Genomic DNA, 18,041 nt, shown 5'->3' with positions numbered 1-18,041 from the left:
GCTGGATCGGCTCGGGTGCCGTCCCGGGCATGTTCTGAATGTAGCGGTAGGACTGACCACGAGCGTCGCCACGCCGCTCACCTGTTCCCATCCCGCCGCGCGCGTTCGCTCTCGTATCCTCCGATCATGACTGTGCGTAACGGGCAGATGTGATGAGCAGAGACGCGACTACGGGTGCGCCGGCTCGCTTGGAAGACCTGGAGTCTGGCACCACGCTGTTGGGTCTGTTGCCGCAGCCGGTCAACGTCCTGGCGGTGGCGGTGCATAATCCCGACGCGGTGACTGTCACGTTCCAGAGTGCCGACGGGAGTCTCGGGCAGCGGGTGCTTTACCGCGCCGACGAGGCTAATCTGTCGATCCAGTCGTCGACGGCTCGATGGCGGTTCGACGCCGATCCGATCGAGTTCCGCTTAGCGGCCGAGGCGTTGCGAATCCGGATGGCTGGCCTGCACGACCCGATGGTGGCGGTGTCTTCCAGTGCTGTCGACCCTTTGCCGCATCAGATCCGCGCGGTGTACGGCGAACTCTTGCCTCGAACACCACTGCGGTTCCTGCTCGCCGACGACCCTGGTGCCGGCAAGACGATCATGGCCGGCCTGTATGCCAAGGAGTTGATGCTGCGCGGTGATCTGGCGCGCATGTTGATCATCGCCCCGGGCGGCCTGGTCGAACAGTGGCAGGACGAACTCGCCGCGAAGTTTGGCATCGTCGCGGAACTCCTGTCCCGGGAAATGATCAACGGTTTGGTCGACGGGAATCCGTTCACGCGGCATCCGTTGTTGATCGCGCGGATGGATCAGTTGGCCCGCAATGACGACCTACTGGCGCTGCTGGACGAAACCGAGTGGGATCTGGTGATCGTCGACGAGGCGCACCGGATGTCGGCGAACTGGTGGGCGGGGGAGCTGGATACGACCCGCCGCTACGAGCTCGGTCAGCGGCTCGGCACGATTGCGCGGCATTTATTTGTTGATGACCGCGACGCCGCACTCGGGCAGTGAGTCGAACTTCCAGGCGTTTATGGCGCTGCTGGACCCGGACAGGTTCGAAGGCGAGTACCGCTCCGGTGCACACTCGACCGACACCTCGGGCCTGATGCGTCGAATGGTCAAGGAAGAGCTGCTCACCTTCGATGGCAAGCCGTTGTTCCCGGAGCGGATTGCCGAAACCGTGCCCTACCGGCTCTCGGACGCCGAGCAGAACTTGTACGACCAGGTCACTCGATACGTGCGAGAGGAGATGAACCGAGCCGAACGTCTCGGCAGCGACAACCCCCGAGCCCGCACGGTTGGATTCGCTCTCACAGTGCTCCAGCGTCGTCTCGCGTCGAGCACGCACGCGATCCTGCGGTCGCTGCAACGTCGTAGTCAACGACTCGAGACCAAACGCCGCGAGATGCTCGAACCCCGTTACTCGCGCGCAGAGGACGACCTCGCGGTGATGACGTCGTGGGACAAGCTCGACGACCCCGACGAGCTGGACGCCGAGGAGACAGAGCGACTCGAAGAGTCCGTGGTCGACGCTGCTACCGCCGCGCAGACCATTGCTGAACTCGATATCGAGATCGCCCAGCTCGCTGAGCTGGTCACCCTCGCCCGCACCGTGCGTGACAGCGGCGAGGACCGCAAGTGGAGTGAGTTGCGCTCGCTGCTACTCGACAACGCGCTGCTGGCCACAGCCGATGGAACACCGCGCAAGCTGATCGTCTTCACCGAACACAAGGACACCCTCGACTACTTGACCGCCCAGATCCGCAATGTGATCGGACGCGAGGACGCAGTTGTGACTATCCATGGCGGCACCCGCCGTGACGAGCGACGCTCGATCCGCGAAGACTTCACCCACAATCCGGACGTGCGGGTGCTCGTCGCGACTGACGCGGCCGGTGAGGGGTTGAACCTGCAATCCGCCCACCTCATGATCAACTATGACCTCCCATGGAACCCGAACCGGATCGAGCAGCGCTTCGGCCGGATCCACCGCATCGGACAGCGCCATACCTGTCGGTTGTGGAACCTGGTCGCCGAGGACACCCGTGAGGGTCAGGTGTTCACTCGGCTGCTGCAGAAGATGGAGACGCAGCGCCGCGCCTACGGCGGTCGGCTGTTCGACGTGCTCGGTGAGGCGTTCAAGGACCAGCCGCTGCGCAAGCTCCTCATGGAGGCCATTCGTTACGGCGACGACCCCGCCCGCTTGCAGGAGCTGAACAGGATCGTGGACGCCGAAGTTTCGAAGGGCCTCGACGACCTGCTCGCCGAGCGCGCTCTGGCCAAAGAGTCCCTAACCCCACATCAGCTCGACCTGCTGCGTCGCCAGATGGACGAGGCCCGCGCCCGCCGGCTGCAGCCCTATTACGTCGAACTGTTCTTCCGGGACGCGTTCAAACGCCTCGGCGGACGGATGGCTCGCCGAGAGAAGGGCCGCTACGAGATCGCCAATGTGCCCGCCGCTGTCCGACAACGGCAACGCCCCGGGGCAGTACTGCCTATCGCCACACGCTACGAGCGGGTGACCTTCGACCCCGAACATGTCGACGTCGACGACGCGCGCCGCGCAGAGCTACTCGCTCCCGGACATCCGCTGCTCGATACTGTCCTCGACGCCACTGTGGAGGTCCACCGGTCTGCGCTGGAGGCTGGGACGCTTCTGTTCGACCCTGCCGATCCGGGCACAGAGCCCCGCCTGATCGTCGCGCTGACTGGAGAAGTCCTCGACGGCACCGGCCAGGTGGTGTCGAAGCGTTTCGAGTTCGTCACTCTTACCCCCACAGGCGGTGCGGCCGTCTCGGGGCCGGCCCCGTACCTCGACCTGCAGCCTCTGCCCGACGATGTCCGTCTGTTCGCCGACCCCGTCCTCTCAGGTGGATGGTTGACTGCCGGCGTCGAGCAGCTAGCCGCCTCGTGGGCGATCGCCCACGCCCAACCCGAGCACTTACAGCAGGTGCGGGAGCGGCTGATGCCGCTGATCGACAAGACCCGCACGGCCGTCACCCAGCGCCTCAAGCAGCAGATCAACTACCTGTACTCCGAGGCAACTCGGCTGCGCGACATCCCCGGCACTGGCAAGCCGGGACGTCACCGCAAACAACGGCAGAGCCCCGACCGGCTCGAAGCCCGAGCTCGGGACCTCGAAGCCAGGCTCGATCATCGCACCGCCCGCCTCGCCGCGGAGGCGCAGCTGGCGGCGAGCCCGCCAACGGTGATCGGCGCGGCGTTGGTCATCCCTGCCGGGCTCGTCCCCGGCGAGATCGCCAGCCACGCCCGGGAGACCGCCAGGGTCGAGCGACGCGCCGTCGACAAGGTCCTCGAAGCTGAGCGTGCCCTCGGGCGCAACCCAGTGGAAATGCCGCACAACAACCCCGGCTACGACATTCGCTCCACCACCTCAGACGGGCGATCGGTATTTATCGAGGTCAAAGGTCGTATTGAAGGGGCTGACGATGTGACCATCACTCTGAACGAGGTGCTGCTCGGCAAGAACGTGCCCGCCGCCCATCGCCTCGCGTTGGTGGAGGTCAGCCCGGCCGGTCCTGAGCACGACCAGCTGCGCTATCTCGCCGAGCACTTCCGCAGTATCGACCTGGGTGATCTCGCCGCCACAGACGTGCGCCTGCACTGGTCGAAAACGTGGGCCAAGGGAACCGACCCCTGCTGACCCCTACTACGCCCTACCGGATGTGCCCAAGCATGGTTGCTACGGTTCATCCAACCGCACCACTGCTATAGCTGACCTTTGGAGTTCAACACCGATGACCCGCCCGAGCTTGCCCAACTACCACAGCGCGGCCACCGACATAGGATCGCGCGGGTGCCGGGCATGAGCACACCGAAGCGCAAGCTGATTGAGGTTGAACCGTCTCGGGTTTCTTGCCGCTCCTATATCGGTGACGGCTCCGGTTGCGGAGTCGACAGGTTAGCGTAGTACGCCGCCTCGAATTCATCCGGCGGGACGTATCCGAGACGGCTGTGCAGGCGACTGCGATTGAACCAGTCGACCCACTCCATCGTGGCGTACTCGACGTCCTCGACGGACTTGTAGGGACCCGGATGGAACGGGTTTCCCTTGGCGATCACTTCGGTCTTGAACAACCCGATCGTGCTCTCGGCCAGAGCGTTGTCGTATGCGTCTCCGACGCTGCCGACCGACGCGGCAATACCCTCCAGCACAAGGGTTTCCGCGAAAGCAATGGAAGTGTATTGACTGCCGGCATCGCTATGGTGGATCAACCCTGAGCCGACCGGGTGGCCCGTGTGGTCACGTCGCCACAGTGCCATCTTCAAGGCGGTGGTGACCATCGCGGTGTCTTTGACGGTGGCGGCATGCCAGCCGACGATCGCCCGCGAGAAGCAGTCGATCACGAACGCGACATAGACGAACCCCACCCAGGTGCGGCAATAGGTGAAGTCGGTGACCCACTTCCGATTCGGAACCTCGGCGGTGAAATCACGATCGACCAGGTCAGGGGCGCGGCGGCTGTGCGAGCCGCCGGGCATGGTGGTGCGGTGCCGACGGCCCCGGACCGCTCCGGACAGTCCTTCGTCGCGCATCAACCGGTCGACGGTGCATGCCGCGACGTCGTGGCCGTGTCTGCGCAGGTGCACGGTCATCTTTCGGCGACCGTAGAGACCTTCGGCGGTGCCGACGGTCTCACGCAGAGCGTTCGTCAGATGTGCATCGGCGACGGTCCGGCGGGATGGAGAAGCAGTTTTCCAGTTCCGATACGTGCGTGGGGCGACCTTGACGCCACGCTCGGTGAGCACGGCGCAGATCGACTCGACCCGGTGTCCTTGTGCACGCATCTGGTCGATGAACTGGCAGATCAGCGGCGGCGAGGGTCGAGCTCCCTCGCGAAGAAAATCGAGGCCGATTTCAAGATCTCGTTGGCCTCACGGAGGTCTCGGACTTCGCGTTCGAGCTCTTTGATTCGTTGCTGTTCAGCGGTGGTCACGCCGGGTGTCTTGTCGGCATCGATCAGAGCCTGGCGGGTCCAGGTGCGCAGCGACTCGACACCGACGCCGAGCTTCGGGGCGATGGCTTTGCACGCCGCGAACGGCGAAGAATATTCGTCGAGGTGGTCGAGGACCATCTTCACCGCTCGTTCACGCTGCTCGGCGGGGTAACGCTTGGACATGATGTGCATCCTCCTCAAGAAAGGAGGCGGCATCAAACCCGAGACGGTTCAGGTCGGTCTCCCGCTCAAGGTCATCAACGAGGAGTCCGCGCGTGAGAAGTCGATCCGACATGGTCACCCCTCGACCCTGCACCTGTGGTGGGCACGCCGACCCCTCGCCGCCGCGCGTGCTGTCTTGTTCGCGCAGTTGGTCGACGACCCTTCCTCGCACCCAGACAAGTTCCCTACGGAGGAAGCCGTCACGGCCGAGCGCGCCCGCCTCCACACGCTGATCGAGAAGCTGGTGGTGTGGGAGAACTCCAACGACGAGAAGCTCCTCGCGCAGGCGCACGACGAGATCATGGCCTCCACGGGCGGGAATCCACCGCCGATTCTCGACCCCTTTGCCGGCGGCGGCACGATCCCGCTCGAAGCTCAACGTCTTGGCCTCGAAGCACGTGCATCCGACCTCAATCCCGTCGCTGTCCTGATCAATAAGGCCCTCATCGAGGTCCCCCCGAAGTTCGTAGGCCGCCCCCTGTTCACCCCGATGTCGCTCAGGACCAGCTCGTCTCATCGTGGCCTAGGGCGACAGGACTCGCTGAGGATGTACGCCGCTACGGGCAATGGATGCGCGATGAAGCCGAAAAACTCATCGGTCACCTCTACCCCAAGGCCAACCTGCCGGACGGGTCGCAGGCCCCCGTGATCGCGTGGATTTGGGCACGCACCGTCACCTGCCCGAATCCCGCCTGCGGCATCGCCATGCCCCTGGTCCGCTCGTGGCGGCTCGGCAAGAAAAAGGGCAAAGAAGCGTACGTGGTCCCCACCGTGGCTGATGGCAAGGTCCTCTTCACGATCGGACATGATCCGAAGACAGCACCGGAAAAGGACTCTGACGGCACCGTCCACCGAACCGGCGCAACCTGCGTCGGCTGCGGAGCGGCTGTCGAGCGCGAGTATATTAAGACGCAAGGCCGCGCTGGACGCATGGGGACTCAGCTCATGGCCACGGTCGCAGAAGGCAAGCGCGCTCGCATCTACCTTGAGCCGACACGCGAGCACGAGGCTGCCGCAGCAGTGCCACTCCCGGAGAACGTGCCCGACCAGGATCTTGGCTATCACCCGAAGGATATCTGGACCCCGCCTTACGGTTTGAGTACCTTCGCTCACCTGTTCACCGCGCGCCAACTCACTGCGCTTACCACATTTAGCGATCTTGTAACCGAGGTACGCGAACAGGTACTCACTGACGCCCTAGAAGCGGGCATGTCCGAGGGTGACCGACTTGCGGTAGGAGGCACCGGAGCAGCGGCTTACGCTGACGCAGTTGCCACCTATCTCGGATTGGTTGCAAGCAAGCTCGCCGATCTAAACTCGGTGATTGTCAACTGGTACGTCAGTCGGGAATCAACCAGCTCAACCTTTGCCCGGCAAGCGCTGCCAATGACATGGGACTTTGCCGAGGTGTTGGTGCTCGGTGAGAACACAGGTTCATTTCGCAACGCGTTGAAGATGCTGGTTGGCTCGCTCGCATGCTGTGCAGACGGACCTGTTGCGTCAGTCCAGCAGAGCTCTGCTCAAGCTGTCGACTTTGCTGGTGCATTGGTTTCGACCGACCCCCCCTACTACGACAACATTGGCTACTCGGACTTATCCGACTTCTTCTACGTGTGGCTGCGCCGGGCCCTTCGACCAATTCACCCCGATCTGCTCAGCACAATGTTGGTGCCGAAGGCGGAGGAGCTGGTTGCTAACCCATATCGTCACGGTGGCAAAGATGGCGCACACCGATTCTTCGAAGAGGGCTTCCAGGACGTGTTCCGGCGAGCTCGTGAGTCGGCCCTGCTCGACTACCCAATCACTGTCTACTACGCATTTAAGCAATCCGAGACCACCGAGGGCGGCGAAGCATCCACCGGTTGGGAGACCCTGCTAGAGGGCATGATCCGCTCCGGGTGGTCGGTAACCGCGACCTGGCCGCTGCGCAGCGAACGTACAGGCCGAGCAATCAGCAAGGAAACCAATGCCCTGGCGTCGTCGATTCTTCTCGCGCTTCGCCCCAGGCCTGAGGATGCGCCGCGAACAGACCGTCGCCGGTTCATCGCCGCTTTAAAGGCGGAGCTGCCGACGGCATTGAAAGAGTTGCAGCAAGGCGCGATCGCGCCCGTGGATTTGCCGCAGGCGGCGATCGGCCCGGGGATGGCGGTCTTCTCTCGGTACTCTGCGGTGTTAGAGGACGATGGTTCCAAGATGCGGGTGCGTGCCGCGCTCGCGCGAATCAACGAGGTACTCGACGAGGTCTTGACCGAACAGGAAGGCGACTTCGACTCGGATACCCGCTTCGCGATCGCCTGGTTCCGCCAATACGGGTTCGACCCCGGTGCATACGGTGATGCGGACAACATCGCCCGGGCTCGCAACGCGTCGATCGACCACCTCGATCATGCCGGAATTCTCACCAGCCGGGCGGGCAAGGTGACCCTGCTGGCTCCGGACAAGCTCAATGAGAGCTATCACCCTGCCACGGACCCGTCGATCAGCGTGTGGGAGGTCGTGATGCACTTGACCCGGGCACTGACTACCCAGGGAATCCCCGCCGCCTCCGCTCTGCTGGGACGGGTACCCGCATCGATCGAGCGGGATCTGTGTAAGGAGCTGGCGTTCCTGCTGTTCTCAATCGCCGAGGACCGCAAGCTCACGAAGATCGCCGTTGAATTCAACGCGCTCGGCACCGCGTGGAACGAGATTGCAGCAGCCGCTCCGTTGGCCGCCGCGCAGCCGACCCAGGCGACGTTCGACTACGAGGAGCAGTAGGCATGGCGAAGATCAGTAACCGCGACCGTGTCCGCCGCGCACTAGAACTGCTTGGGGAGTCGCTCGACCCGTTCATCGCCGCGGCGACCAGTGACAAGGTGCCCGCGGACAAGCACTGGACGATGCTGCTTGCTGCTAAGGACGTCGGCAAGGGTGCCGCCGCAACGAAGAAATACAACCCGGTTGACCCGCAGAACGGGCTGCGGATGCTCACCGAGAACATCACAGGCAAGGCTATCCCTGGCTGGTTCCCGTTCAACGAAAAGCTTTCCAGGGCCGAGCAATCCCTGGCTAGCGAACTGCGGGACGTGCGCGACCGCGAGGCCCACCACGAGCCGTTCTCCGCTGATGACGCCTACCGAGCTCTCGGCACCGCCGAGCGGCTGCTGCGGGCGATCGGGGCACCGGACGCAGCCGATGAGGTCAAGCGTTCCCGCATCGACCTGAGGCGAGTCTCTTCTGAGCAGGAGGATCGCAAGGTGGTCAAGGCCGCCGGTGCCGCCGAGGTCGGCTCTGCGGGGCTGCTGCCGTGGCGGGAGGTGTTGCGCCCCCACGACGACGTCGCCAAGGGCAACTTCCGTGCGGCTGAGTTCGCCGCTGACTTGGCCATGGTTGCGCGCGGCGAGGGCGACCCCGAGTACACGGACCCGGTCGAGTTCTTCCGTCGTACCTTCCTTACTGGCGGATTGCAGGACCTGATCGCCCGCGCGGTCAAGCGCATCTCTGGGGACAAAAACGCTTCCCCGGTGATCAACCTGCAGACCAACTTTGGTGGCGGCAAAACGCATTCGATGCTTGCCCTGTGGCATCTCGCGTCCGGCAGGCCGGTGGCGGACTACCCACAGGAGCTGCAGGACCTGCTCGGCCCGGTCCGACTCGATCGGAAGATTGGCAAGGTTGCGCTGGTCGGCAACCACCTCGAACCCTCCGGCCTGAAACCCAAGCCGGACGGCACGAAGATCAACACCCTGTGGGGCGAACTGGCTTGGCAGCTCGGTGGACGCGAGGCCTACGAGATCGTCGCCGACGCCGACCGCACCTCCACCAACCCGGGCGGCAGCCTCCGCGAGCTCCTTGCCGCATACGCGCCGGCGATAATCCTGATCGACGAATGGGTGGCTTACGCCCGCCAACTCTACGGGCGCGACGATCTCGCCGGCGGCAGCTTCGACACCCAGTTCACGTTCGCCCAGACCCTTACCGAAGCCGCGAAGGCCGTACCCGGTGCGCTGGTAGTGATCTCGATTCCCGCCTCGGCTCGTGATGACGACGGCCACAGTGAGGTGAGCGAGGAAGAGGTCGGTGGCGAGAATGGGCGCGAAGCGCTACGCCGCCTACAGAACGTCGTGCGCCGAGTGGCCGATCAGTGGAAGGCGGCCAACCCCGAGGAGTCGTTCGAGATCGTGCGACGCCGGCTTTTCACTGCCCCGGACGGACAGGCGCTCGCGCAGATCGGTGCAACAGCGCAGGCGGTGGTCAAGTTCTACCGCGAGCATCACGGCAAGTTCCCTAGCGAAGCTATCGACAACGACTACCTCGACAGGATCCGCGCCACCTATCCGGTGCATCCTGAACTTTTCGACCGGCTCTACCAGGACTGGTCGACCTTGGAGCGTTTTCAACGCACTCGCGGTGTGTTGCGGCTGATGAACACTATCGTTGGCGCGCTGTGGCGCGCCGGTGACACCGCGCCGTTGATCATGCCGGGCTCGGTACCTCTGCGGGATCCGGAGGTCATGACCGAGATCACCCAGTACCTCGAAGATCAATGGAAGGCGATTATTGACGCCGACGTCGATGGAGCTCACGCCGCGCCCGCCCAGGTCGACCACGCCAGTCCCGATCTGCTCGGCAAGCGTTTCATCACCCAACGCCTGGCGCGGACTGTGTTCATGGGCGCGACCCCTACGCTCCATGGCTCTCATAAAGGTGTCGACAAGGCTCGGGTATTCCTCGGCACCGCGTTGCCCGGGGATGTGCCGGGCAACTTCCACTCGGCCCTGAACCAGCTCGCAGACAAGGCCACCTACTTTTACTCCTCGGGAACGCAGTTCTGGTTCGACACGCAGGCCAACACCACACGCACTGCCCGTGACCACGCCGAACGGCTGCATCCGGAGGAGGTGTGGGCCGAGATCACACGGCGGCTGCAGGACCACCGCAGCCCCAGCGGGCAGGGTTTCGCTGCCGTGCACATCGCCCCAGACTCCTCGTCTGACGTGCCCGACGGTCAGGAGGCGAGGCTGGTGATCGTGCCCCCGGCGCACGTCTACAACCGTCGCCAGGGCACTGAATCGCCGGCCTACACGTGGTCGACGGAAATTCTCGACAGGCGGGGCAGCGGAGCTCGGACGCACCGGAACATGCTTGTGTTCCTCGCCGCCGACTCGGCCCGCTACGAAGAACTGCAGGCCTCGGTTCGCGACTTCCTGGCCTGGAAGTATGTGCGCGACAATGCGGACGGCCTCCTCGATCTCACAGCCCAGCAGAAGAAGCAGGCAGAGGACAGGCTCAAGCGAGCCGATACAACTGCGCGTGATCGTCTGCTCGGCGCGTACCACTGGACGCTGGTCCCCACTCAGCCAGATCCGACCCGTCCGCTGCACCTGGATGCGATCAAGGCCGAGGGCAGCACCGACAACCTGGCAGAGCGGACCGCCAAACGCCTTGTTGACAAGTCCGAGCTCGTGCTCAAGCGTGCCTCTGGAGGGATCCGCCTAGACCTGGATACCACCTTGCACACGGTATTCGAGCGTGATGGCCACATCAGTCTCGGCGCGCTGTGGGACTACTACACCACTTACCCGTACTTGGCGCGGCTGCGGGACCGTGGCGTCCTCGAAGACGGCGTGCTCTCCGCTCTCGACACCCCGATCGACTGGGAGCGTCAGGGCTTTGCTCTTGCGGAGGGGTGGGATGGAGAGGTGTACGCGGGTCTTCTGCTGCCGACGGACAATGCCCCCAAGCCTGCGACGGTCGACTCGTTGCTGCTCGTCGAACCGCGCCGTGCGACCGAGCAGCGGGAACGTGACCTTGCCGAAGCCGGAGGGGACGAACCCGAATCCTCCGGTGATCAGGAGTCGCAGACCGGGGACGACACGCCCGGTAAGGGCGGCCCCTCCGTGCCGCCTCGCTCGGTGACTACAAAGCCGGAGCGTCGACCCAAGACTCGCTACTTCGGCACCGCTGCACTGGATCCGGACTTCTACGGACGTGACTTCGGGCGTATCACCAGTGAGGTCATCCAGCACCTCGCTGCAGTCGATGGTGTTGAACTTGAGGTGCGGTTGGAGATCACTGCGGTCGCCCGGGACGGGTTCGACGAGGCCAAGGTCCGCACAGTGTCCGAGAACGCCAGCACGCTCAAGTTCGACCAGTCGGGGTTCGAGGACGATTGACGCCGACCGCCTCCTCCTCGGCATCCCAGCTCAAAGTGTCGAGGAGGGGGCGGTGCAAGGCTATCGCCAGCCACGGTCCACGCGGAGCCTGTGAAGGGTCTTTGCGTTCTTCTCGTTGTTCAGTGGCCACGGTAGATCACCCTTGAGGAGGTCGGGCCTGCTAGTGGCTCGTCACGCAACCTTGGCCGGGTAATGCGGGTACTCGGTCCACGACCGGATCGGTGAGTCGGGAGCGAATCGGGTTTTCGGTTCGGCACGGGCATTGCGCCACCGCATATACGCCCCGATCGCAGTGTTCTGCTCGGTGTGGCTGCGGTGATCGGTGCCGTTGAGGGCGAAGTACCGCAGTGCCGCGAATTCGGATTCGATCCAGTTGAGCCACGACCCGTAGGTCGGCAAAAACACCAACTCGACGTCATGGTCCTCAGCCCACCGGCGGACGGTCAGGTGCCGGTGCGGGGAGAAGTTGTCGAGCACGACATACAACTTCTCCCCGGGCCACCTGGCCCGCAACATCTTGAGCAGCTCGAGGAACTCGCCGGCGCGTTTACGTGGCTTGATTCGGTAGTACATTCTGCCGCTGGATAAGTCGAGCGCGGCGAGCATGTGCATCACGCCGTCGTAGCGGTGATACGTCGCCCGCAACCGAAGCGGAGACGTCGCCGGCCGCCACGATTTCCCTTTACGGGGTTGCAGGTTCAGCGGCCCGAATTCGTCGACGCAGACGACCCGCCCGTCGGCTGGCGGGGTGTCATACAGCTTGAGGATCGCGTGCATCTTCGACAAAAAATCCGGGTCGGTCGAGGCCTTCCACGTCGTGGTCGACTGCCAGGTGACCTTGCCCTTGCGCAGGATGCGGCGCAGCGTCTCACGACTGATGGCCGGCACGATCTTCTGCGCGATCAGGTGCTCGGTCAGCTTGGTGAGACTCCAGGTGGAGAACGCGGTGATTTTCCAATCGGAGGGGGACGTCCGGGCGATCAAGCAGATCTTCTCGCGAGTCTGCTCATCGATCGTCTTCGGACGTCCCCCGTTCCATTTTGGGTGCAACGCCTCGAATCCCTGCTCGTTGAACGCATGGATGACATCGCGGACGTAATCGTCGCTGACCTGCATCAACGAGGTGATGTCCTTGACGGTCTGGCCTTGGGCGGACATCAGCACCACGATGGCTCGTCGTAGCTTGATCGGGTCCTTGGCGGTGCGGCTGATCTTCTGCAGCCGTCGCCCTTCCTCCATGGTCAACGATCGGACGAACACGCTGGGTTGACGTGCCACGACCACCTCCTTGTCTCGACTCGGAGACAGTCTGCCGTGGACGTGTCGGTCAGCCGCGGATTACCCGGTCAACAATCCGTGACGAGCCACTAGTGGCTCGTCACGCAACTTTGCAGGGCAGTTCGGGAAGCCACCGGTTCACGTCTGGGGCGCGGCGGCGCAGTTCAAGAGGTTTCCGCACCCGATTTGGAGCTGCATCCTGAACGATCGACACCGTGAGCATCTTTGGCATGATGCGGCGATGACGATGGACCAACTTCTCGAGGAGGAGCCGGGACAGTGGGGACTGCGCGGCGACCCGTACGTGTGGGCGGCGCTCCGAGAGCACTTGGCCGGGCTTCCACTCCCCGACGACGAGGCGACGTTGGAAGAGTCGCTCCTTACAGCCTTCACGGCGGTCGTGGGTTCGGACCTGCGAACCGAGCTTGCGGAGCGGGTGTATCGGGAAGAGTTCGCGCACGGCGGCATGTCCAGCGGTTACGTTCATCTACCAACCTGGCGGGATCATCTGATTCCGCTGCTGGTGAGTCGGGGGCGACGGGTCTGAGCGTCGGCGGCGCGGGACGTGCCGCTGGACTGGTGTGGACACACAGTTGACGTGCCACGACCACCACCGTTTCTGTCTTGGAGACAGTCTCCGGTCCGTCGCACCGAACTCCTGAGTTAACCCCACGGCCGAACGGCTTCGTCGATTCTCGACATCGACACGAGCACCCCCGCCGGTGAGATGGCCGCAAACGTCATCATCTCCGGCAGTCAGTACGAACGCCGCTCGATCTCGTCTCGAACGAAAGATGCGCCTGCAGCCAAGCGTGCTCGAGGCGAGCGCCTCGGGGTGGAACCCGCGCTGCCCCGGGAAGTCACCCGGCGGATCGTCACCGAGCGGGCCGAGGGTCGGACCTTCCAGGCCATCGCGGACCGATTGATGTCCGACGGCATTCCTACCGCTCGGGGGAAGGCGACCTGGTATCCGGCCACGGTCAAGGCTGTGATGGTCAGTGACAATGCCGCCGCGTTGCGGTCGGAGGTGGACTTGTCTGACGTCCGCATCGGCAAGAGTCACAGGCCGGACCCACCCCCAACAAGCTGGCTTCGACCGCCGGAACCGCAGCGGTAATCAGCATGACTTTCCACTCAAGTCCCGCACCGAACAGCCGTTACATACCCGACCTCCCGCAGGGAATGCCGCAGGACACAACTTGAAGATCGCGTGAGCGGCGCGATCGGTGGGAGCTAGAGCGGACGGGGTTACGCCGCGAAGTCCTGCTAGATCGCTCGCTAGTGCGCGAGACTGCAGGCTGTGAACACCGAACGCCTCAACGCACTGTTCCAGCGAATACAGGACGGCCCAATCCGCAGCAGGTGGCACTGGCTCGGCTACAACTTCACTCCCGGGACGGAAGGCTCCACCTACTTCGCCCCGCTGACTCTGATTGCCCTGGACACAGTCGACCAGATGATGCCCGGTTATGCCGAAGAGATGCTGACGCGTCTCGAAGGTATGGGAGGCCGCAAGAAGAACATGGACGACTACGCCGCCATCATCCAGTGGTTGGCCGAACTGCTCGTGATGTCTCACCTCGCCAAACATGGGTGGGCGGCCGAGGCGATCTTCGAAATGGAACCGACGGTCGTAGGCTCCAAGCGAAACCCGGAGGCTGTCATTCGCGTCCCGGGCATAGGCAGCCTGGGTGTCGAGGTCAAAGCTCCGAACCTGGAATCGCATCGTCTCGCCCGCGGGTCGGCACCCTGGCAGATGGTGGAGCGGGGTCCTGTTGCCCCTGCCGATCTGAACGGCGACGTTACGCTGCCACGGGACAATCCCGTCAAAGACTTCTTGATTTCGGCCGACGCGAAGTTCGCTGGTTTCCGCGACGCCTACGAGGACTTTCGCTCAGTCTTGATGATCGTGGTTGACGACTACGTCAACGAGCCACTTTCGGCGTTGCTGTCGTCGGCGTCGGGTCTGCTCACACCCAACAGTTTCCACAAAGACGAATACGGCAACGCCGTGACATACCCGAATCTCGATGCAGTTGTGCTCATTCGTCACCAGCACCAGTTCCGGCTTGGCATGGCCAATGCGCCAGCAGTTGATGAGCGGAAGCACTTTCTCGACTACGGCGACCGCGATGACTTTCCGCCGCACGTCTTCATCCCGATCCCGAACGGTCGGCCGCTGCGGGAGGAATGGCTCGATGCTCTGGCGGCATGGCCTCTCGAAGCGCTCAATCATGGAGCCGAGTACAACCCTGGGGGGCTCATCATTTGGAATCAATCTGGTTGAGAACGACTTCTCTCACGCGCCTTCAAGCGCGGTGGGTAGCGTCCATGAGGGGTTGTTGGATAAGCCAGGCTTCGGAACTCACCGTCAGGGCCCCGCAACTCCGAACAATGTCTCCGTTGGCGGGTTGGGGTCGACTACCCGGTCGGCCCGGCGAGTTTTCTGAAGCGCTCCGAACTGCCGGGGCAGCTGGGCGTATTCCGACTCCTAGGTATGGCGGCGCTTGCGCACGGCGATTCGGATTCGGTGGGACGATCACAAGATGTCGACGGATAGATCGAGCGCAGCGAACGCCGGCTGGGGAGGCGGTGATGAGGTGTTAACTCCCGCCCCGCCTCGAGCCGAGCTCGGTCCCATACGGCCGCCTACCGAGGTCCGCTCCGAACTGGTCGCGTTCCTCGAGCAGGATGCGTCGCGGCTCGGCGAGGTGTATCGCTGCCTGCAGCGTGGTTTGACTGCCGACGACATTGCCTCCGAGTTGGAGGTGTCCACCTCAGGCTTCGTCTGGATGTACGAGCGGCGCATTCGAAGCCTGCTCGACGGCGATCTGCCTACGGCCCCGACCGTGGCCCTGGCGGTAGCCCGCAAGTTCCGCAGCATGCTGAAGACCGGGGGATGGTCGGAGACCTGCCGCGCCTACCTCGAACACAACCTCGCCGAACTCGAACGGCGTGCTTCGGACGAGTCGGCCCGCAGCGTGGAGGTCCTGCAGGCCAAGGCGGAGACGGAGAAGGCCGAGGCGCAGAACGACGTCGGCATCTATGTCTATGCCCTCCCGCACTATCTGTTGCATCCGTACGAGCCCGACAGCGGACGCACCTTGATGAAGGTCGGCCGGAGCGACAGCGACGTGATCGTCCGCTTCCGGAATCAGACCCGTACCACGGCGCTGCCCGAGGAACCGGTCTTGCTTCGCATCTACCGGACCGATCCCGGCGCGGCAGCATCGGCAGAGACGACCTTCCACCGTCTGCTTGAGGCAGCCGATCACCACCGTAGCGTGGCGCGGACCGCTGGCCGAGAGTGGTTCGTCACGAGCACTCGCTTCCTCGACGAGGTCGCGAGAGCTCTGTCGCTGTCCTCGGTAATAGTCAACGAAGCTGAGGTCACCGACGACTAATCCGAGCTGTCTATACCTACGGCGCGGTTCGGAGTCTGGCTCTCAGGCCACAGAGCCGACTGTGCAGTGCTGGTCGGCCGGGGCATGCACCAATAAGCGGCCAGGGTATGATCTCCGTCGCACTTCTTAGGGGTGACACGAAGAAATTCGCGCGTAGTTCCGGCGTCCTCAACCATCGACGGAGGCCCACATCTAGGCCCCGAACGAAGGGTTCTAAATGTTCAAGATGTTGAGTGATTTTCAGGACCGGGAGGTCCCCGTGCGCATCTACACGCCGGGCGGTGAGCCGGTTGACGCCGTGGTCGACCGGCTTCCCGGTCTGGAGGAGGGTAAGACCGCCGTGGTGGTCACCGTGCGGTCTACGGGACGCATCCGCTGGATCGCGCTAGACCAGATCGTTGCAGTGGAGGATGCCCCTGCGCTCGAGCCGGAGTTCGCACCTCTTCTGGGAGAAATTCGAACGCGCTGAGCGACGCTGAGCGAGACGCACCCCGCTGCTCCATCTCTATGGGGTGCGGCAGCGGGGATTTCGCGTCCAAAATCGCATGTGCATTCGCAGGCGCGATGGCCTTGGACGACCAGTCCTGGTGCCCACAATTTGCCCACACTGATGCGTCGATGACTGTGATTGAGCGTGATCAGGCAAGCACGAGAACTCCTGATCAGCACCCGCTTCTCCCGCCGACCTCGGGCTAATCGGGGGTTCGAAACCCTCCGCGCCCACAATCACATGTAGCGATTCCGGTGGATCCGGCCACCGTCTAGCGGGGTCCGATCCACACAAATCCCCTAGACGTCAGTCGCGCGGTTCCGCCGCGGTGCGGTAGGCGACGTTCAGCAACTCCACGAAGTGGTCGTCGAGGTCGTCGACCGACGAGACGCTCAGCCGGTGCGTCGTCACCGTCCCCTTCTTCGGGAACGCCTCACGCAGCGTCGCGTGGTGGATGCGCCGCGGCAGATCCAGAGCCACCTCGAGACGCGAGGCGTAGACGAACGCCGCCGCGAACGGACGGCCCCGCGACCAGGAGATCTCCGACGCGTGAACGTGCTCGGTGACGTCGCCGCCGAGGTCGAGGATCATCGCGCGCACGTGCCGGAACACATCGACGGCGGCCGGATCCTTGTCGGCCAGGTAGTCGTCGACGGTCGCGTACATCGGGAGCTCCTCGAATCGGGGCAGGGTGGTCGGCTCGGTCACCGCGGCCGGCCGTATCGATCGGCGAGCTTCTCGCTCGCGGTGCGCGGTGCCGCTTCCGCCGGGGCCTCGGCTGCGTCACCACCGTCTTGCGAACCCTTGGACTTCCTACGCTCCCGCAGCTCGGCCCACACGAAATAGCCCAGACCCAGCGGAGCCATGATCCCGAACGCCAGCCACTGCAGGCCGTACGACAGGTACGGGCCCGAATCGAGCTGGGGGAGCGGGATCACGCCGAGACCGCCGGGCTGGTCGGCGTCGAGCTGCAGGTAGACGTCCTCGAGATCAAGACCAGTGACGGATGCGACCTGCGGGGCGTCGATGAAGTAGACCTGCTGGTAACCCGCGTCGAAGAAGGGGTCCTTGCCGTCGACCGTTCCCTCGGACATCCGGATGCGGGCGTCGAGCGTGACGGGGCCGGACGGCGCGGGCGGGATCTCGGGGATCTCGGTGCCGCGGACCGGCCGCACGTACCCGCGGTTGACGAGGATCGTTCCGCCGGAATCGAGTGCGAACGGAGTCAGCACCTCGTAGGCCGGCTGCGACTCGACGCTGCGCAACCGCACGAGCACATCAGACTCGGGCAGATAGGAGCCCTGCGCGAGCGCACGGCGCCACTCGTCCTCGATGATCGGACCGTCGCCGCCCAGTAGTTCACCGACGGGAACCGGATCCTGTGCCATCGACGCAGCGATGCGACCGTTGCGGTCCTCGGTGCTCGTGTTCTTACCCAGCTGCCACGGCGCGAGGACCGTGAAGCACGCGTAGGCGAAGCCGACGACCACCAGTGCCAGGACCAGCCAGCCGGGGCGTAGGAGAAATGTCAATCGGCGCACAGA

10 protein-coding genes and 2 pseudogenes are annotated in these 18,041 nt (G+C 64.0%); 8 read left to right on the top strand and 4 right to left on the bottom strand.

The window, feature by feature from the left end; translation table 11 throughout:
• The first annotated feature begins 152 nt into the window (after positions 1-152).
• Positions 153-3,654, top strand: a pseudogene (locus tag BO226_RS11060) (helicase-related protein).
• 221 nt (positions 3,655-3,875) lie between these two features.
• Here BO226_RS11060 and BO226_RS11055 read toward each other — a convergent pair.
• A protein-coding gene (locus BO226_RS11055; protein WP_232238102.1) for an IS3 family transposase occupies positions 3,876-5,131 on the bottom strand; the annotation gives its coding sequence in 2 pieces (ribosomal slippage) (positions 3,876-4,858 and positions 4,858-5,131; 1,257 coding nt in all).
• 1 nt (position 5,132) lies between these two features.
• Between BO226_RS11055 and BO226_RS11045 the strand changes: the two are divergent.
• Both BO226_RS11045 and BO226_RS11040 read left to right on the top strand, forming a co-directional pair.
• A pseudogene (locus tag BO226_RS11045) lies at positions 5,133-7,927 on the top strand (DUF1156 domain-containing protein).
• Positions 7,928-7,929: 2 nt separating this feature from the next.
• Entirely contained in the window at positions 7,930-11,325 is a 3,396-nt protein-coding gene (locus BO226_RS11040; protein ID WP_071935222.1) for a DUF499 domain-containing protein, read from the top strand.
• Between the two features lie 171 nt (positions 11,326-11,496).
• Here BO226_RS11040 and BO226_RS11035 read toward each other — a convergent pair whose 3' ends face one another.
• Positions 11,497-12,603 (bottom strand): IS630 family transposase, encoded by a 1,107-nt coding sequence (locus BO226_RS11035; RefSeq protein WP_232238024.1) that lies wholly within the window; start codon positions 12,601-12,603, stop codon positions 11,497-11,499.
• 241 nt (positions 12,604-12,844) lie between these two features.
• Between BO226_RS11035 and BO226_RS11030 the strand changes: the two genes are divergently transcribed.
• The 5 genes from BO226_RS11030 (at position 12,845) to BO226_RS11010 (ending at position 16,476) form a co-directional block, all read left to right on the top strand.
• Positions 12,845-13,150, top strand: coding sequence for a hypothetical protein (locus BO226_RS11030; protein ID WP_071935221.1), 306 nt, complete (start codon positions 12,845-12,847; stop codon positions 13,148-13,150).
• 180 nt (positions 13,151-13,330) lie between these two features.
• Complete coding sequence (locus BO226_RS11025) at positions 13,331-13,720, top strand: recombinase family protein (protein ID WP_083543621.1); 390 nt, start codon at positions 13,331-13,333, stop codon at positions 13,718-13,720.
• 183 nt (positions 13,721-13,903) lie between these two features.
• Positions 13,904-14,890: a hypothetical protein gene (locus tag BO226_RS11020; RefSeq protein ID WP_071935219.1), complete on the top strand. Its 987-nt coding sequence runs from the start codon at positions 13,904-13,906 to the stop codon at positions 14,888-14,890.
• Between the two features lie 259 nt (positions 14,891-15,149).
• Entirely contained in the window at positions 15,150-16,007 is an 858-nt protein-coding gene (locus BO226_RS11015; protein WP_156895165.1) for a GIY-YIG nuclease family protein, read from the top strand.
• A gap of 217 nt (positions 16,008-16,224) precedes the next feature.
• Positions 16,225-16,476, top strand: coding sequence for a hypothetical protein (locus BO226_RS11010; protein WP_071935217.1), 252 nt, complete (start codon positions 16,225-16,227; stop codon positions 16,474-16,476).
• Between the two features lie 327 nt (positions 16,477-16,803).
• Here the strand turns inward: BO226_RS11010 and BO226_RS11005 are convergent, their stop codons facing one another.
• Positions 16,804-17,205, bottom strand: coding sequence for a DUF5655 domain-containing protein (locus BO226_RS11005; protein ID WP_081263469.1), 402 nt, complete (start codon positions 17,203-17,205; stop codon positions 16,804-16,806).
• Complete coding sequence (locus BO226_RS11000) at positions 17,202-18,038, bottom strand: SURF1 family cytochrome oxidase biogenesis protein (protein ID WP_071935216.1); 837 nt, start codon at positions 18,036-18,038, stop codon at positions 17,202-17,204. Before BO226_RS11000 ends, BO226_RS11005 begins: the two co-directional genes overlap by 4 nt.
• Positions 18,039-18,041 lie beyond the last annotated feature (3 nt).

It is taken from the genome of Rhodococcus sp. 2G, from assembly GCF_001886355.1.
Taxonomy (GTDB): domain Bacteria; phylum Actinomycetota; class Actinomycetes; order Mycobacteriales; family Mycobacteriaceae; genus Rhodococcus; species Rhodococcus pyridinivorans.
Note: the sequence above shows the minus strand (reverse complement) of the source record. Positions and strands in the feature narration are given on the sequence as shown.